Origin of the sequence: Streptomyces sp. NPDC005181 (assembly GCF_040608395.1) — a bacterium.
Taxonomy (GTDB): Bacteria; Actinomycetota; Actinomycetes; order Streptomycetales; family Streptomycetaceae; genus Streptomyces.
The window spans coordinates 86976-102799 of record NZ_JBEXID010000001.1 but is presented as its reverse complement, the minus strand read 5'-3'; the positions used below and the strand labels follow the sequence as shown (position 1 = coordinate 102799).

At 71.4% G+C, this 15824-nt stretch carries 16 protein-coding genes; 14 read left to right on the top strand and 2 right to left on the bottom strand.

The genetic code is table 11. From position 1 onward, the window contains the following. Positions 1 to 85: 85 nt before the first annotated feature. Positions 86 to 643, top strand: a complete 558-nt coding sequence (locus ABZV38_RS00490; RefSeq protein WP_356322991.1) for a YbjN domain-containing protein — start codon at positions 86 to 88, stop codon at positions 641 to 643. 129 nt (positions 644 to 772) lie between these two features. On the opposite strand, the gene ABZV38_RS00485 is transcribed toward ABZV38_RS00490, so the two are convergent. Then, positions 773 to 1951, bottom strand: a complete 1179-nt coding sequence (locus ABZV38_RS00485; RefSeq protein WP_356322989.1) for a pyridoxal phosphate-dependent aminotransferase — start codon at positions 1949 to 1951, stop codon at positions 773 to 775. Between the two features lie 153 nt (positions 1952 to 2104). Between ABZV38_RS00485 and ABZV38_RS00480 the strand changes: the two genes are divergently transcribed. The 8 genes from ABZV38_RS00480 (at position 2105) to ABZV38_RS00445 (ending at position 9765) form a co-directional block, all read left to right on the top strand. After that, positions 2105 to 2365: a hypothetical protein gene (locus ABZV38_RS00480; protein WP_356322987.1), complete on the top strand. Its 261-nt coding sequence runs from the start codon at positions 2105 to 2107 to the stop codon at positions 2363 to 2365. Positions 2366 to 2669: 304 nt separating this feature from the next. Continuing rightward, entirely contained in the window at positions 2670 to 3191 is a 522-nt protein-coding gene (locus ABZV38_RS00475; protein WP_356322984.1) for a DUF2617 family protein, read from the top strand. 84 nt (positions 3192 to 3275) lie between these two features. Further along, positions 3276 to 4877, top strand: a complete 1602-nt coding sequence (locus ABZV38_RS00470) for a polyamine aminopropyltransferase (RefSeq protein ID WP_356322982.1) — start codon at positions 3276 to 3278, stop codon at positions 4875 to 4877. Positions 4878 to 4965: 88 nt separating this feature from the next. Continuing rightward, positions 4966 to 5895: an SRPBCC domain-containing protein gene (locus tag ABZV38_RS00465; protein ID WP_356322980.1), complete on the top strand. Its 930-nt coding sequence runs from the start codon at positions 4966 to 4968 to the stop codon at positions 5893 to 5895. A 21-nt stretch (positions 5896 to 5916) separates the two neighbouring features. Then, a complete protein-coding gene (locus ABZV38_RS00460) occupies positions 5917 to 6714 on the top strand; it encodes an aldose 1-epimerase (protein ID WP_356322978.1) in 798 nt (265 codons plus the stop codon). Between the two features lie 26 nt (positions 6715 to 6740). Further along, entirely contained in the window at positions 6741 to 7280 is a 540-nt protein-coding gene (gene pyrE / locus ABZV38_RS00455; protein ID WP_356322976.1) for an orotate phosphoribosyltransferase, read from the top strand. A gap of 213 nt (positions 7281 to 7493) precedes the next feature. Continuing rightward, positions 7494 to 8516, top strand: a complete 1023-nt coding sequence (gene fbaA, locus ABZV38_RS00450) for a class II fructose-bisphosphate aldolase (protein ID WP_356322974.1) — start codon at positions 7494 to 7496, stop codon at positions 8514 to 8516. 88 nt (positions 8517 to 8604) lie between these two features. After that, positions 8605 to 9765: a MalY/PatB family protein gene (locus ABZV38_RS00445; protein WP_356322972.1), complete on the top strand. Its 1161-nt coding sequence runs from the start codon at positions 8605 to 8607 to the stop codon at positions 9763 to 9765. A 68-nt stretch (positions 9766 to 9833) separates the two neighbouring features. Here the strand turns inward: ABZV38_RS00445 and ABZV38_RS00440 are convergent, their stop codons facing one another. After that, on the bottom strand, positions 9834 to 10475 hold the full coding sequence (locus ABZV38_RS00440) for a hypothetical protein (protein ID WP_356322970.1): 642 nt from the start codon (positions 10473 to 10475) through the stop codon (positions 9834 to 9836). Positions 10476 to 10596: 121 nt separating this feature from the next. Between ABZV38_RS00440 and ABZV38_RS00435 the strand changes: the two genes are divergently transcribed. From ABZV38_RS00435 to ABZV38_RS00415, 5 genes are all read left to right on the top strand, one after another. Then, entirely contained in the window at positions 10597 to 12114 is a 1518-nt protein-coding gene (locus ABZV38_RS00435) for an MFS transporter (RefSeq protein WP_356322968.1), read from the top strand. A 57-nt stretch (positions 12115 to 12171) separates the two neighbouring features. Further along, complete coding sequence (locus ABZV38_RS00430) at positions 12172 to 12585, top strand: DUF3151 domain-containing protein (protein WP_030977723.1); 414 nt, start codon at positions 12172 to 12174, stop codon at positions 12583 to 12585. A 159-nt stretch (positions 12586 to 12744) separates the two neighbouring features. Then, positions 12745 to 13593: a tryptophan 2,3-dioxygenase family protein gene (locus tag ABZV38_RS00425; protein WP_356322966.1), complete on the top strand. Its 849-nt coding sequence runs from the start codon at positions 12745 to 12747 to the stop codon at positions 13591 to 13593. Continuing rightward, positions 13586 to 14824: a kynureninase gene (gene kynU / locus ABZV38_RS00420; RefSeq protein ID WP_356322964.1), complete on the top strand. Its 1239-nt coding sequence runs from the start codon at positions 13586 to 13588 to the stop codon at positions 14822 to 14824. Before ABZV38_RS00425 ends, kynU begins: the two co-directional genes overlap by 8 nt. Before the next feature lie 109 nt (positions 14825 to 14933). Further along, the gene (locus tag ABZV38_RS00415; protein WP_356322962.1) at positions 14934 to 15809 is read left to right on the top strand and encodes an alpha/beta hydrolase; all 876 of its coding nucleotides are present in this window, start codon (positions 14934 to 14936) and stop codon (positions 15807 to 15809) included. The last annotated feature ends 15 nt before the right edge of the window (positions 15810 to 15824 follow it).

Below are 15824 nucleotides of genomic sequence, written 5' to 3'. Positions count from 1 at the left end.
TGTAGCTGATCGGCCCAGTTGGGGGTTGCCATCCCCCGCCTGCCATGGGAGAGGATGGCGGCAACCGTACGAAGGGATATTCACGGTGAGCATCGACCCGTCCTCGATTCCGAATTTCGGGGGCCAGCCCGAACCGCAGGCGGCAGGGCCGGAGGGCCCCGTCGTCCCTGACCAGGACCTCGTCAAGCAGCTCCTCGAGCAGATGGAGCTGAAGTACGTCGTCGACGACGAGGGCGACCTCGCGGCGCCGTGGGAAGAGTTCCGCACGTACTTCATGTTCCGTGGTGAGGACGAGCAGCAGGTCTTCTCGGTGCGTACGTTCTACGACCGCCCCCACGCCATGGACCAGCGCCCGGTCCTCCTCGACGCGATCGACGACTGGAACCGCCGCACGCTGTGGCCCAAGGTCTACACGCACGTCCACGAGGCCGAGGAGGGCGCCGAGGACACCGAGACCTCGGTCCGTCTGATCGGTGAGGCGCAGATGCTCATCGGTACGGGCGTCAGCCTGGAGCACTTCGTCTCGTCGACGGTCAGCTGGGTGCGGGCCTCGATCGAGTTCGACAAGTGGCTGCTGGAGCGTCTGGGCCTGGAGCCGGCCGAGAAGAAGGCCGAGGGCGACGACGCGGCGCCGAGCGCCTGACCCGGAGCGCCTGCGAACGACAGCCCGGCCGGAGGCGGCGGTCACCACGACCGCCGCCTCCGGCCGGGCTTCTGTCATTCCGTGCGCCGGAGGGAGGCGAGCTCCGGCAGGGTGCATTTCCCGTGGGGCCTACAGACCCTTGAGGCGTGAAACGGCCTCGCGCAGGACGTCCTCGCGTTTGCAGAAGGCGAATCGGACCTTGCTGCGGCCGGCCTCCCGATCGTCGTAGAACACCGCGTTGGGGATGGCGACGACCCCGCACCGCTCGGGCAGTGCGCGGCAGAAGGCGAAGCCGTCGGCCCCGCCGCCGAGCGGGCGGATGTCGGTGGTGACGAAGTACGTCCCGGCCGGCCGGTACACCTCGAAACCGGCCTCGGCGAGCCCGCCGCTCAGCAGATCCCGTTTGGCCCGCAGATCCGCGCGCAGCCCCTCGAAGTAGCTGTCGGGGAGGTTCAGTGCCTCGGCGACCGCGTACTGGAACGGGCCTGCGGAGACGTACGTCAGGAACTGCTTGGCCGAACGGACCGCCGTCACCAGCCCGGGGCTCGCGGTCACCCACCCGACCTTCCACCCGGTGAACGAGAACGTCTTGCCCGCCGACCCGATGGTCACGGTCCGCTCGCGCATTCCGGGGAACCCGGCGATCGGCAGGTGCTCGCCCTCGAAGACCAGGTGCTCGTACACCTCGTCGGTGACGACGAGCAGATCCCGCTCGCAGGCGAGTGCGGCGATCGCCGCCAGCTCCTCACGGGTCAGGACGGTGCCGGTGGGATTGTGCGGGGTGTTGAGGAGGATCAGCCGAGTGCGGGGGGTGACGGCGGCGCGCAGCTCGTCGAGGTCGAGCCGGTACGTACCGCTCTCCACGTCCGGGCGCAGGGTGACCGGGACACGGGCGCCGCCCGCCATGGCGATGCAGGCGGCGTACGAGTCGTAGTACGGCTCCAGGGCGATGACCTCGTCACCGGGCTCCACGAGGGCGAGCAGGGTGGCGGCGATGGCCTCGGTGGCGCCCGCCGTGACGAGGATCTCGGAGTCGGGGTCGTACGTGAGCGCGTACCGCCGCTGCTGATGGGCGGCGATCGCGTTGCGCAGTTCGGGAACGCCGGGGCCCGGCGGGTACTGGTTGCCGTGCCCGGCCCGCAGCGCGCGGACCGCGGCCTCCCGGATCTCTTCGGGGCCGTCGGTGTCGGGGAAGCCCTGGCCGAGGTTGATGGAGCCGGTCCGTACGGCCAGCGCCGACATCTCCGCGAAGATCGTCGTGCCGAATTCGGCGAGGCGGCGGTTGAGCAGCGGTCGTTCCTGTGTCATGACCGCCATCCTGTGCCGAAGCTCTGGAGTTGCTCAAGTCTGCTTTGGCTCCGCGGGCCCGCGGGCATCCCCCTCTTACGCCGGAATCGGCGGCAGGCGTCAAGAACGTGAAGCGGGGGGATCCGCTTCGGGGGACGGAAGGACGTGAGGTCAGTGGGGGCCTTCTTCGGGGTAGTGGTCGCGATCGTGGTGGTCGCCTTCGTCGTCGTGCTGGTGCGGGCGGCGAAGGGCAGCAAGCCGGTTTCCCGGCGTGCCGGGCGCCGCGGCGCGGGCGGCGGCGCGGCCGCCGGTGGCAGCTGGTGGGCGGGCGGCGGCGGTAGCTCGTCCTGCGGAAGCAGCGGTCACTCCGGCGGTCACTCGTGCGGCGGCGGCTCCTCGTGCGGCGGCGGGGGCGGATGCGGCGGAGGCAGCTGACACGGGGCAGCTGGTCCGCGTCACCGGGTGCCCGGCGGGTGAACTCCCGCCGGGCACCTTTTTGTTGGGTCAGGCGGCGCGTACCCGGTGAACACGTGAACCGTAGGGCCCCCGAGGGGATGGAAACCACGTCAAGTTGGGCAAAAACGCTGTGGATCGTCGCGCTTCGTGATTCCCTCGTTGGAGAGAACATCCAGCCCTCGGACCCCAGTTGGACCTGATCGGGCGCTCCCCACCTCCCACGTGTATCGCCATGGGGGCGTCCCCTGTCCCTGTGTCCATGTGTGTTTTGCGGAGCCGACCCATGCTCACGACCCTCCAGACGGCCTATTCCGACACCCGTGCTGCCGATCTGGCCTGGGCGCTGGGGCGCGAACCGCTCCCCGCCCTGGCCGTACTCGACCTCCAGCTCGGCGGTGCCCACCTGCAACTGCGGCTGCTCGGTGCCTCCCATCAGGTACTTCTCGAAGAGAACGGCGGCAGTTGTTCCGAGACGGTGGCCTGTATCCCCGGCAGCAGCACACCACTGCCGCTCGGAGTCGCCAAACGGCTCGGGGAGTGGGAATACGCATTCGCGGCGCGCGTCGAGACGCTCTCCGCGGGCTCCTTCGCGGCGCGTGCGCAGGAACTCCTCGCGCTGGTGACCGACCATCCGCACGGCCTCGCCGGGACGTTCCCCGGCAGTCCGCACGCCTTCACCGCCATGCTCGCGCAGCGGACGGAGGACCAGGTGCGGTGGCGCACCTGGCATGCGTACCCGCAGGAGGGCCGGTTGGTGGTGACCCGTACCCGCGTGGGCGTGCGGATGCCGGCGGTGGCTCACTGAGTCACCCAAACTCCTTTGCGTACGCGGCACTTGCACCCTTGTGGGTGACAGGTGGCGACGCCGTCGTGACGTAGCGTTCGCATCATGATCGACCAGCAGGTGTCGCTGCGAGGGGGCGCGGCGCGGATCCCTGTGCGGCCGCGGACCGGCCGGCTTCTCGTGCTGGCCGCCGTGTTCATCTGCGCCGCCTGCGGACTGGTGTACGAGCTCGAACTGGTCGCGCTCGCCTCGTACTTGATCGGGGATTCCGTCACCCAGGCTTCCGTCGTGCTGTCCGTGATGGTCTTCGCGATGGGTATCGGCTCGCTGCTCGCGAAAGGTTTGCGCAGCCACGCCGCAGTGGGCTTCGGGCTGATCGAGGCGGGGCTCGCACTGATCGGCGGCTCCTCCGCGCTCGTGCTGTACGCGACATTCGCCTGGATCGGGGAGTCCCGGCTCGCGCTGGTCGGGTTCTCGCTCGCGATAGGCATCCTCATCGGTGCGGAGATCCCGTTGCTGATGACCCTGATCCAGCGCGTCGACCGGCAGGACGCGGGCGGGACGGTCGCGGATCTGTTCGCCGCCGACTATGTGGGGGCGCTCGTCGGCGGGCTGGCGTTCCCCTTCCTGCTGCTGCCGGTCCTCGGCCAGCTCACCGGGGCGCTGCTCACCGGCATGGTCAACGCGGCGGCGGGCGGGGCGCTGGTGCTGTGGGTGTTCCGCCGGGACCTCACCCCGCGCTCCCGGTGGCTGCTGATCCTCGTCAATGTGTCGGTGATCGCCCTGCTGGCCACCGCCACGGTCCTGGCCGACGACTTCGAGCGGGCGGCGCGGCGCGCGGTGTACGGGGACGAGGTGCGGGTCGCTGTGCAGACCGATGTGCAGGAGGTCGTTCTCACCGGGGCGGGCCGCAGCTCCCTGGACCTCTACCTGGACGGGCGGCTGCGGGTCAGAGCCCAGGACGAGTACCAATACCACGAGGCGTTGGTCCACCCGGCGATGAACGGGCGCCACGCGCGGGTGCTGATCCTGGGCGGCGGCGACGGTCTGGCCGCCCGCGAGGTGCTGCGCTACCCGGACGTACGGAGTGTCACGATCGTCGAGATCGACCCCGGCGTCACCCGACTGGCCCGTACGGACCCGGCGCTCTCCGCGCTGAACGCGCATGCGTACCGCGACCCGCGGCTGACGGCCGTGACGGCGGACGCGTTCAATTGGCTGCGGGCGGGGTACGGCGGCTACGACGTGGTGATCTCCGATCTGCCCGACCCCGGCATCACGGCGAGCACGAAACTGTATTCCGCGGAGTTCTACGGCCTGATCGCCGAGGCCCTGGCCCCGGGCGGCCGCCTCGTGGTGCACGGGGGTCCGCCGGGCACCCGGCCGCGTACGTTCTGGACGGTCGAGGCATCGGTACGGGCGGCGGGCCTGAGCACCCGCTCGTACTCCGTCAGCGGCCGCCGCACCGGCTTCGCGGCGGGCCCGGACCGGACGACGGACCGAGCGAAGGCCCCGCACGGCTGGGGTTTCGTCCTTGCCCGACCGGGACCGCGCGCCCCGGCGCCGGGTCTGTCCCCCCGGGCACCGGAGCTCCGCTCCCTGACGGAAGGGGTACTGGCGGGCGCGGTCCGGGACGCGGAGCGGGGGCGGCCGCCGGAGCAGGCGCCGTCGACGCTGGTGCATCCGCGGTACTGGGAGGAGCCGTGAGGGGGCGGGGGAGGTCTTGGGTGCTGAGTGCCGCTTGCGGGTGCGGAAGCGCTGACGCGGCGGCCGGGCCTGAGTAGGCTCGGTTTCCATGGAGCATGAGGTGTTCGTTCCGGTTCCGGTCGCGTCCCTTCGGCGGACGCTGGGCGATCCTGCCCGGGTCGCGCGCTGTGTGCCGGGCCTCCAGCAGGACGCCGACGCGTCCGCCGGCCCCCTGTCCGGCCGGCTCAAGGTCCGGATCGGCGGCCACACGATCACATACCGCGGCACGCTGACATCGGCCGCGCTGCCGGACGGGGCCGGGATCTCCGTAGCGGGCGAAGGCGTGGAGGCGCGGGGCAGCGGCTCGGCGAAGCTCGCTCTGACGATCCGCCTGACGGAGACGGACGGCGGTACGACGATCGGGTTCACGGGCACGGCGGGCGGCGAGGGCCGCATCGTGGAACTGGAACGCGAGGCGACGCTCGCGGCGGCCCACCGGCTGCTGGACCGCTTTACGCAGCAGCTGGTGACGGAGACGCTGGCGGCCCATGGACCGGCTGCCGACGGCCCGGCCGGCGAGTCCGACGGGCCGGCCGGGGCGGTTGTGGACCGGGCCGTCGACGAAGCCGTGGACCGGGCCATCGAGGAGGCCGCGGAGACGGCGGACGAGACGAGGGCGGGGGAGACCCCCGAAGAGTCCCCCGAGAGCGGGTCCACCGAGGACGACGCCACCGGGACGGTCCCCGGCACCGGTTCGGTCTTCGACGCGCCCGTCCCCCCGCCGTCGCTCGACCCCGTCGCGGACATCGAGTTCACCGTCCCCGACGGACCGCCCGCCGAGGCCGCGCACGCCCGGCGGACCATGATCGGGCGCAGTGCCGAGGAGGTCGACCACGCGCCGCCGCGCGGGCGTTACGCCCCCGTGCCGTCGCCCGACTCGACCACCGCGGGCGCCACCCTGCGCTGGGTTGCCCCGGCGGCCGCCCTCGCGATCGCCTCGGCGGTCGTGGTGGGCCGGGCGCTGCGGCGCCGGAGGTAGCGGCGCCAGTAGTGTCGTCGTGTGAGCAGTAGCGAGAAGAGCGTCCGGCTGTCCGTCGGCGACACCGAGTTGACCGTGAACCCCGCCAACGGCTGCCGGATCAGCAGCCTCCGGATCGGCGGTACCGAGCTGCTGCGGCAGGGGGAGCGGTACGGCTGCTTCCCGATGGTGCCGTGGTGCGGACGGACCGGGAACGGTCACTTCCTCAACGGCGATGTGCCTCATCAGCTGCCCCTGAACTCCCCGCCGCACGCCATTCACGGCACCGGCCGCGACACGGCCTGGCGCACCGGCAAGGCGAGCGGGTCGGAGGCCGCGTTCTACTACGACCTCGCCGAGCCGTGGCCGTATCCGGGCCGGGTGACCCAGACCTTCGAACTGGCCGAGGACTCGCTCACGCTCGCGTTCGGTATCGAGACGTACGGGGACTCGTTCCCGGCGCAGGCCGGCTGGCACCCGTGGTTCCTGCGGAACCTCGGAACCGGGGGCGAAGTAGAGATCGCCTTCGACGCCGCCTGGCAGGAGGAGCGGGGCGAGGACCATCTGCCGACCGGCCGCCGGATCCCGGCCATGCCCGGCCCGTGGGACGACTGCTTCGGGATGCCCGACGGGGTCGATGTGACGCTCACCTGGCCGGAGCAACTGGAGTTGAAGGTGAAGAGCCGGGCCGAGTGGGTCGTCGTCTACGACGAGCAGGCCGAGGCGGTCTGTGTGGAGCCGCAGTCGGGCCCGCCGAACGGACTGAACACCGCGCCCCGGTATGTGACCCCGATCGAGCCGCTGGAGATCGCGACGACCTGGAGCTGGCGCAGGCTCTGAGCCGGACACGCCCTAAGCTCGTATCCATGACTGACGTACGCGCTGAGCTGCTCCAGCAGATCAAGGACAAGGCCGTGGTGCACGGCAAGGTGACCCTCTCCTCGGGTCTGGAAGCCGACTGGTACATCGACCTGCGTCGCATCACGCTGGACGGCACCGCCGCTCCGATGGTCGGTCAGGTCATGCTCGACGAGACCGCCGAGCTGGACTACGACTGCGTGGGCGGGCTGACGCTGGGCGCCGACCCGGTGGCCACGTCGATGCTGCACGCCTCCGCCGCGCGCGGGCAGACCCTGGACGCGTTCGTCGTACGCAAGGCGCAGAAGGCGCACGGCATGCAGCGCCGGATCGAGGGCACGGACGTGAAGGGCCGCCGCTGTCTGGTGGTCGAGGACACCTCGACCACCGGCGGTTCGCCGCTGACGGCCGTCGAGGCGGTGCGCGAGGCCGGTGGCGAGGTCGTCGCCGTCGCCACGATCGTGGAGCGGGGTGCCGCTCCGGCCATTGCCGAGGCCGGTCTCCCGTATGTCCACGCCTACACGGCGGCGGACCTCGACCTGGCCTGATCACTGGCCTGACCTGCGATTTTCTTCAAGGGCGGACGGTTTCACGTGAAACCGTCCGCCCTTGTCGTACGCCTTCGGTTCCCCGGCCGGAACGTTGAGGGAGTACGCCGGGTGGAGCCGGAGCGAGAGTCTGGGAAGATGGGGGCGACGATGACGTCGCCCCCAGGTCAGGGAACCAGCAACGCACACCCGCACATCCCAAGGAGCGGACAGATGCCCATCGCAACCCCCGAGGTCTACGCCGAGATGCTCGACCGGGCGAAGGCAGGCAAGTTCGCCTACCCGGCCATCAATGTGACGTCGACCCAGACCCTGCACGCTGCACTGCGCGGCTTCGCGGAGGCGGAGAGCGACGGCATCGTCCAGATCTCCACCGGTGGGGCGGAGTTCCTGGGCGGCCAGTACAACAAGGACATGGTCACGGGCGCCGTCGCCCTCGCCGAGTTCGCGCACATCGTCGCCGCCAAGTACGACGTCACGGTCGCGCTGCACACCGACCACTGCCCCAAGGACAAGCTGGACGGTTATGTGCGTCCGCTGCTCGACATCTCCGCCGAGCGCGTCGCCAAGGGCCTGAACCCGCTGTTCCAGTCCCACATGTGGGACGGTTCGGCCGAGACCCTCGCCGACAACCTGGCCATCGGCCAGGAACTGCTGGCCAAGGCCGCCGCCGCCAAGATCATCCTCGAGGTCGAGATCACCCCGACCGGTGGCGAGGAGGACGGCGTCACCCACGAGATCAACGACGAGCTGTACACGACCGTCGACGACGCGCTGCGTACCGCCGAGGCGCTCGGCCTGGGCGAGAAGGGCCGCTACCTGCTGGCCGCCTCCTTCGGCAACGTGCACGGCGTCTACAAGCCCGGCAACGTCGTGCTCCGTCCCGAGCTCCTCAAGGACCTCCAGGAGGGCGTCGGCGCCAAGTACGGCAAGTCGGCCCCGTTCGACTTCGTCTTCCACGGCGGCTCCGGCTCCACCGAGCAGGAGATCGCCACCGCGCTGGAGAACGGCGTCGTGAAGATGAACCTCGACACCGACACCCAGTACGCCTTCACCCGCCCGATCGTGGACCATGCGTTCCGCAACTACGACGGCGTGCTGAAGGTCGACGGCGAGGTCGGCAACAAGAAGGTCTACGACCCGCGCAGCTGGGGCAAGTCCGCCGAGGCGGGCATGGCCAAGCGCGTCACGGAGGCCTGCGCCAACCTGCGGTCCACCGGCACCAAGCTGAAGTAGTAGTAGGTACGAACGGCGGCCGTGGGCCCGGTACTCCCTGGGGTGCCGGGCCCACGGCATGTCCGCGAACGAGAACGAGGAGCCCACTGTGCAAGCGAACGCGCGCTATGACTTCGACACCGTCATCGACCGCAGGGGCACCTGGTGTGTCCAGTGGGACGGGGTCGCCGACCGGTTCGGGGTCGACGGGCTGCTCCCGTTCACCATCTCCGACATGGACTTCGAGACGGCCCCCGAGGTCCTGACCGCACTGCGGACCCGCCTCGACCACGGCGTACTCGGCTACACCAGCTGGCAGCAGGACGACTTCCGGTCGGCGATCGCGCACTGGTACGGGACCCGGTACGGCACCGAGCTGGACACCGGCCGGCTGGTCTACGGCCCGTCCGTGCTCAGCCAGTTCTCGCAGCTCCTCCAGATGTGGACGGCCGAGGGCGACGGTGTGGTCGTCCACACCCCCACGTACGACGGCTTCCGCAAGGCGATCACCGGCCTCGGCCGCGAGCTGCGGGGGGTGCCGCTGGGGGACACCGGGGCGCTGGAACGGGAACTGGCACGCCCCGACGCGAAGGTGCTGGTGCTCTGCTCGCCGCACAACCCGACCGGCCGGGTGTGGACGGAGCCCGAGCTGGTCGACATGGCCGCTCTGGCAGCGCTCCACGGGGTCGCGGTGATCAGCGACGAGATCCATGCGGACTTCGTGCACGACGGGCACCGGCATGTGCCGTGGACGCGGGTGGCCGGCGACACCCGCTGGGCGGTGATCTCGTCCGCGTCCAAGTCCTTCAACTTCCCGGCGCTGACCGGCTCGTACGGCATCATCGGCGATCCGGCCGACCGGACCGAGTTCCTGCGCCGCATGGAAACGGCGGAGGGCCTTGCCTCCCCGGCGGTGCTGTCGCTCACCGCCCACATAGCCGCGTACCGGCAGGGCGGGCCGTGGCTGGACGCTGCACGCGCGTACGTGGCCGGGAACCTGGCCCTGGTCGCGGAAGGCCTCAACGGGGCGTTCCCCGAACTGTCCTGGCAGCCCCCGCAGGCCGGCTATCTGGCGTGGATCGATCTGCGCCCCCTGGGTGTGGACGACGAAGCGCTGCAGCGGGTGCTGATCGAGCGCGAGAAGGTCGCGATCATGCCGGGTGCGGTGTACGGCGCCGAGGGGTTCCTGCGGCTGAACGTGGGGTGCCCGCGGAGCAAGGTCGAGGCGGGCGTGGAGGCGCTGGTGCGGGCGCTGGAGGTCGTGAGGTAGCGGACGGCTGCCCGCCAGGCGGCGAAGGGCGAACGCGTTCCCTGCCGCCCGCCGCCGGGCGCCGTGCATCAGCCGAGCGGGGAGGCGTGTCCCGGCCGGCATCCGGAAGGGATGCTGTTTCCGCTGATGTTGAAGTCCCCGCAGGTGAGAAAGACGTGGTTCAACTGGCCGAGCCCGTAGGCGAGCGCGCCGACGATCACGACGACGCCGATGACCGTCCTTCGCTGGCGTGCGGAGAGTTCCGACTCCCCGAAGAGCAGGAGGTGCAGGAGCACCCAGACCAGCAGCGGGGTGCCGACGATGCTGAGGATGCCGCCCGCCAGGAAGAGTGTCTTGTCCGGCCAGCCGTCGTGGCGGGGCACAACGGCGGCGATGGCGATCCACACGCTGGGCAGGGCCAGACAGGCCCAGTACACCCAGCCGTGCCGCGGCCCGCGTCCGCGCATCAGCAGGGCCGTCAGCATCACGGCGGTCGACACGGCCCAGAGCGTGAGCAGTTGGTAGTAGAAGACGACGTTGTAGGCGCCGAGTGTGAAAGCGGGCTCCCAGACCGCCAGCGCTCCGCCGCCGGCGATGACGGCGGTCCTCGGCACCACCTGGCTGATGGCGGCGCTGCGGCTGCGGTGGGGGGCGGGGCCGGTGCCTGCGCCCACACCCGCGCCGGCACCCGCGTCTGCGGAGCAGGTCTCGTCGTCATCCATGGAATCCATCTCCGGAATCTGGACATTTCCGCACACATTACTCAGTGCTCATCCGCTGCGGGCGCGGGCGGCGGGCAGAGCGGCCGGACCCGGACTGGCCGGAGCGCCCCGTAGCGGCGATGCTGCTCGCATGGGTGAGACACCGGCCGGTGAGATCCGTGCTGCCTCCGCACCGGGACGCTGGGTCGTACTGACCACCGTTCTCGGGTCCAGCATGGCGATGCTGGACTCCACCGTCATCAACGTTGCCCTGCCCCGCATCGGCAAGGACCTCGGCACCGACCTGGCCGCCCTTCAGTGGACCGTCAACGCCTACATGCTGACGCTCGCCGGGCTGATCCTTCTCGGTGGGGCGCTCGGGGACCGGTACGGGCGGCGACGGGTCTTCGTCGTGGGGGTGATCTGGTTCGCCGGTGCCTCGTTGCTGTGCGGCGTTGCGCCGAATGCCGCCGTACTGATCGGTGCCCGCGCTCTCCAGGGAGTGGGCGGGGCGCTCCTCACCCCCGGGTCGCTGGCGTTGATCCAGGCGAGTTTTCATCCGGACGACCGGGCGCGCGCGGTGGGGCTGTGGTCGGGGTTCGGAGGGGTGGGGGCCGCCATCGGGCCGTTCGTCGGGGGGTGGCTCGTCGACGGCCCCGGGTGGCGGTGGGTCTTTCTGATCAATGTGCCGGTCGCCGCCGTCTGCGTGCCGGTGGCGCTGCGCCACGTACCCGAGTCGCGGGACCCGCAGGCACGCGGGCGCTTCGATGTTCTGGGGGCCGTGCTCGGCGCGCTGGCTCTTGCCCTGGTGACGTACGCGCTGATCGAGGCGCCCGGGCAGGGGGCGTCCGCTGCGGTGATCGGGGCGGGCGTGGGCGGAGTCCTGCTCGGGGTGGCGTTCGTGCAGGTGGAGCGGCGGCGGGCACACCCCATGCTGCCGCCGTCGGTGTTCGAGTCCCGGCAGTTCACCGCCGTCAATGTCGTCACGCTCTGTGTGTACGCGGCGCTCGGCGGCTACTTCTTCCTCTCCGCCATCCAGCTCCAGGTCGTGGCCGGGTACTCCGCCCTCGGCGCCGGGACCGCTCTCCTTCCGACCACGGTGCTGATGCTGCTGTTCTCCGCCTCGTCGGGCGAGCTGGGGCAGCGGATCGGGCCCCGTATCCCGCTCACCGTCGGGCCGCTGCTCGCCGCCGCCGGGATGCTGCTCATGCTGCGGGTGGGGCCCGGCGACGCCTCCGTCTCCGCGTACGTACAGCACGTGCTGCCCGCCGTCGCCGTGCTCGGACTCGGCCTGGTCACCCTGGTCGCGCCGCTCACCGCGACCGTCCTTGCCTCCGTCGACACCGCGCGGGCCGGGCTGGCCAGCGGGGTCAACAACGCCGCCGCCCGCGCCGCCGGCCTGATCGCCGTGGCCGCGCTGCCGCTGCTGGCCGGGATGGGCCCGGAGGCGTACCGCGACGCCGGTCAGTTCGCCGCGGCCTTCAAGAGGGCCATGCCGATGTGTGCCGGCCTGATGGTGCTGGGCTCGGTGATCGCCTGGGCGACCGTACGGACACCGCCCGCGGTCCGCAAGAGCAAGGCGCGTCCCGTATGCGCCGTGCACTGCGGTGTCGTGGCGCCTCCCCTGGAGCCCGCTCGGGACGAGAACGGGGACCCGGGCCGGACCTGACCGCTCCGGGGACGCCCGGCTACCCCCGGCGCGCATGTGCCAGGCACACTTGAACCCATGTCCATCCACGAGAACCTGCTCGGGGGACCTCCCCCGACCCACCTGCCCGACGACCCCGAGCCGCGCGAGCTCCTCGCGAACGGCACGGCTCCCGCCGATGTCGCCGCGAAGTACCCGACCTCTTCGCTGGCCTGGGCACAGCTCGCCGACGAGGCGTTCGAGGGCGGCCGTGTCATCGAGTCGTACGCCTACGCCCGCACCGGCTACCACCGTGGTCTCGACGCGCTGCGCAGGGCCGGCTGGAAGGGCCACGGGCCCGTACCGTTCGAGCACGAGCCGAACCGCGGCTTCCTGCGCGCCCTGCACGCCCTCGCACGCGCCGCCCAGTCGATCGGTGAGCAGGAGGAGTACGAGCGCTGCTCGACGTTCCTCCGCGACTCTTCGCCGACCGCCGCCGAGATCCTGGGTTAAGACCTCCGAGAAGGTGTTCCGGCCCCGCAGACGTACCGCCGCCTGCGGGGCCTGCACGTTTCCCCGGGGTCCGCTTAGGATGCGGGCAGGGGACCGGAGCTCCATCACCTCACGGAAGGGGCGGACCGCTACCCGGAAGCTCGTGTCGAGGAGACAGCAATGTCGACGATCCACCCCGACCCCGAAGCCACCGGTGCGGACACCCCGCACCTGGACTTCGCGGGAACGACTCCGTACGAGGACTATGTCCAGGCGGATGTCCTGACCCACCTCCAGCACCTGCGCTCCGACGACCCGGGCGAGATGGTCTTCCTGGTCACCACCCAGGTCATGGAGCTGTGGTTCACGGTCATCGTCCATGAGTGGGAGACCGCGGCGCACGCCCTGCGTGAGGACCGGCTGCCGGTGGCGCGCGATGCGCTGAAGCGGTCGGTACGGGAGTTGGAGGCGCTCAACGCGTCCTGGACGCCGCTCGCCCAGCTCACCCCCGCCCAGTTCAACTCCTACCGCGCCGCACTCGGCGAGGGCTCCGGCTTCCAGTCGGCGATGTACCGGCGGATGGAGTTCCTGCTCGGCGACAAATCCGCGTCCATGCTCGTGCCGCACCGGGGCGCGCCCCGCGTCCACGCCGAGCTGGAGAAGGCGCTCGCCGAGCCGAGCCTCTACGACGAGGTGCTCGCCCTGCTCGCCCGACGCGGTCACGCGGTGCCGCAGTCGGTGCTCGGCCGCGACCTGACGCAGAAGTACGAGCCGTCCTCCGAGGTCGAGGCCGTCTGGGCGGAGATCTACTCCGACCCCGAGCGGTACGACGAGCTCGTCCGGCTCGGCGAGGCGCTCACCGACGTCGGTGAACTGGTGTGGCGCTGGCGCAACGACCACCTCGTCGCCACCCGGCGCGCGATGGGCTCGAAGACCGGCACCGGCGGCTCCGCCGGGGTCGCGTGGCTGGAGAAGCGGGCCACGAAGAACGTGTTCCCCGAGCTGTGGACGGCGCGCAGCCATGTCTGAGACCTTCGCCGCGCGGGCCGCGGCACTCGACGCCGCCGACGAACTCGCCGATCTGCGCAAGCTGTTCACCCTCGACGACGGTGTGTACCTCGACGGCAACTCGCTCGGCGCGCTGCCGCGGCACGTACCCGCCCGGGTGCAGGAGGTCCTCACCCGCGAGTGGGGCGAGCTGCGCATCCGGTCCTGGGACGAGAGCGGCTGGTGGACCGCGCCCGAGCGGATCGGCGACCGGATCGCCCCGCTCGTCGGGGCCGCAGCGGGACAGATAGTCGTCGGCGATTCGACGAGCGTGAACGTCTTCAAGGCCGTCGTCGCCGCGAGCCGGCTGGCACCGGAGGGGCGCGACGAGATCCTCGTCGACGCGACGACGTTTCCCACGGACGGGTACATCGCGGAGTCCGCCGCCCGGATGACGGGGCACCGGCTCGTCCCCGTCGCACCCGGGGACGTGCCGGGCGCGGTCGGGCCGCGTACTGCGGCCGTCCTGCTCAACCACGTCGACTTCCGCACCGGCCGGCTGCACGACCTGTCCGGCCTCACCGCCACTGTGCACGCGGCGGGCGGCCTCGCCGTCTGGGACCTGTGCCACAGTGCGGGCGCGCTGCCCGTGGGCCTGGACGCACACGGGGTGGACCTGGCGGTCGGCTGTACGTACAAGTACCTGAACGGCGGACCCGGTTCGCCCGCGTACCTGTACGTCGCCGAGCGGCATCAGGCGGCCTTCGACTCGCCGTTGCCGGGGTGGACGTCGCACGCCGACCCGTTCGCGATGGATCCCGGGTACGCGCCCGCGGACGGTTCCGTGCGCGGCCGGGTCGGAACCCCGGACATCCTGTCCATGCTGGCGCTCGAATCGGCGCTGGACGTGTGGGACGGGGTGCCGGTCGAGGCGGTACGGGCCAAGTCGCTGGCCCTGACGGACTTCTTCCTGGAGTGCGTGGGGGCGTATGCGCCGGAAGGTGCGGTCGCTGCGGTCACGCCGCAGGCGCATGCGGAGCGCGGCAGCCAGGTGTCGTTGCGGTGCGTGGACGCGGGGATCGCCGAGCCGGTGATGCGTGCGCTGATCGCGCGGGGTGTGGTCGGGGATCTGCGGCGGCCGGATCTGCTGCGGTTCGGGTTCACGCCGCTGTATGTGGGGTTCGCGGATGTGGAGCGGGCTGCGCGGGTGCTGGGTGAGGTGCTGAGCGAGATGTCGGGCGGGGCGCTCGACGGGGCGCTCGGCGAGGTGTGACGCCTGCCGCGTCCCCACGGTGAATCCCCGTGGGGACGCGGCTTTGCGTGCTGGTACCGTCCCCGCTGGTCAGGCCAGTTGGGTGCCGCAGTCGGATGGTTGGAGCAGCATGTCGGATTCTGCCGCGCGTGATCGGGACGCAGTCGAGACCGAGTCGGCGTTCTCGCATCCGGCCGTCGCCCCCGACGCCTCGGCCGCCTACGGCGACCATCCCGACCAAGTGATCGACTTCTACGCTCCGCGCGACGGGCGGGCCGGGGCGCCCGTCGTGGTCGTCCTGCACGGTGGTGCGTGGCGGGGGCCGTACGACCGGCTCCATGTGACGCCGTTCGCGGACTTCCTGGCCCGGCGCGGTTTCGCCGTCGCCAACGTCGAGTACCGGCGCGGCAGCGAGCTCCCGCAGCAGCGGGGTTCCGGTCCGGTCGCGGGCCGTTGGCCGGAGACGTTCGACGATGTCGCCGCGGCGATGGACGCGTTGCCCGGGCTGCTGGCCGCCGCGCTTCCGGAGGCCGATGCACGGCGGATCGTCGTCACCGGGCACTCCGCGGGCGGGCAGCTGGCGCTGTGGGCCGCGGCCCGGCACGTACTGCCGCAGGGGTCGCCATGGCGGCTGGCCGCGGCGCCGCCGCTGCGCGGGGTCGTCGCCCTTGCGCCGATCGCCGACTTCGCCACGGCGGTGGAGCTGGATGTCTGCTCCGGCGCGGTGGGTCAACTCCTGGGGCGGGAAGAGGATTTTGCCGCGCGGAGCCCGTACGCCGATCCGGCCGCGCTGCTGCCGACCGGTATCGCCACCGCGGTCGTACAGGGACGCACCGATCTGACCGTGCCGCACGTGGTCGCCGAGGCGTTCGTGGACGCGGCGGCCAAGGCGGGCGAGACGGTGGGGCTGACGCTGCTGGAGGAGGTCGGGCACTTCCCGTTGATCGATCCGGCGGCGGACGCGTGCGCGGTGGTGGCGGAGGAGATCGCCCAGTTGGCGTGGTGACAGGGGGCGCAGAGG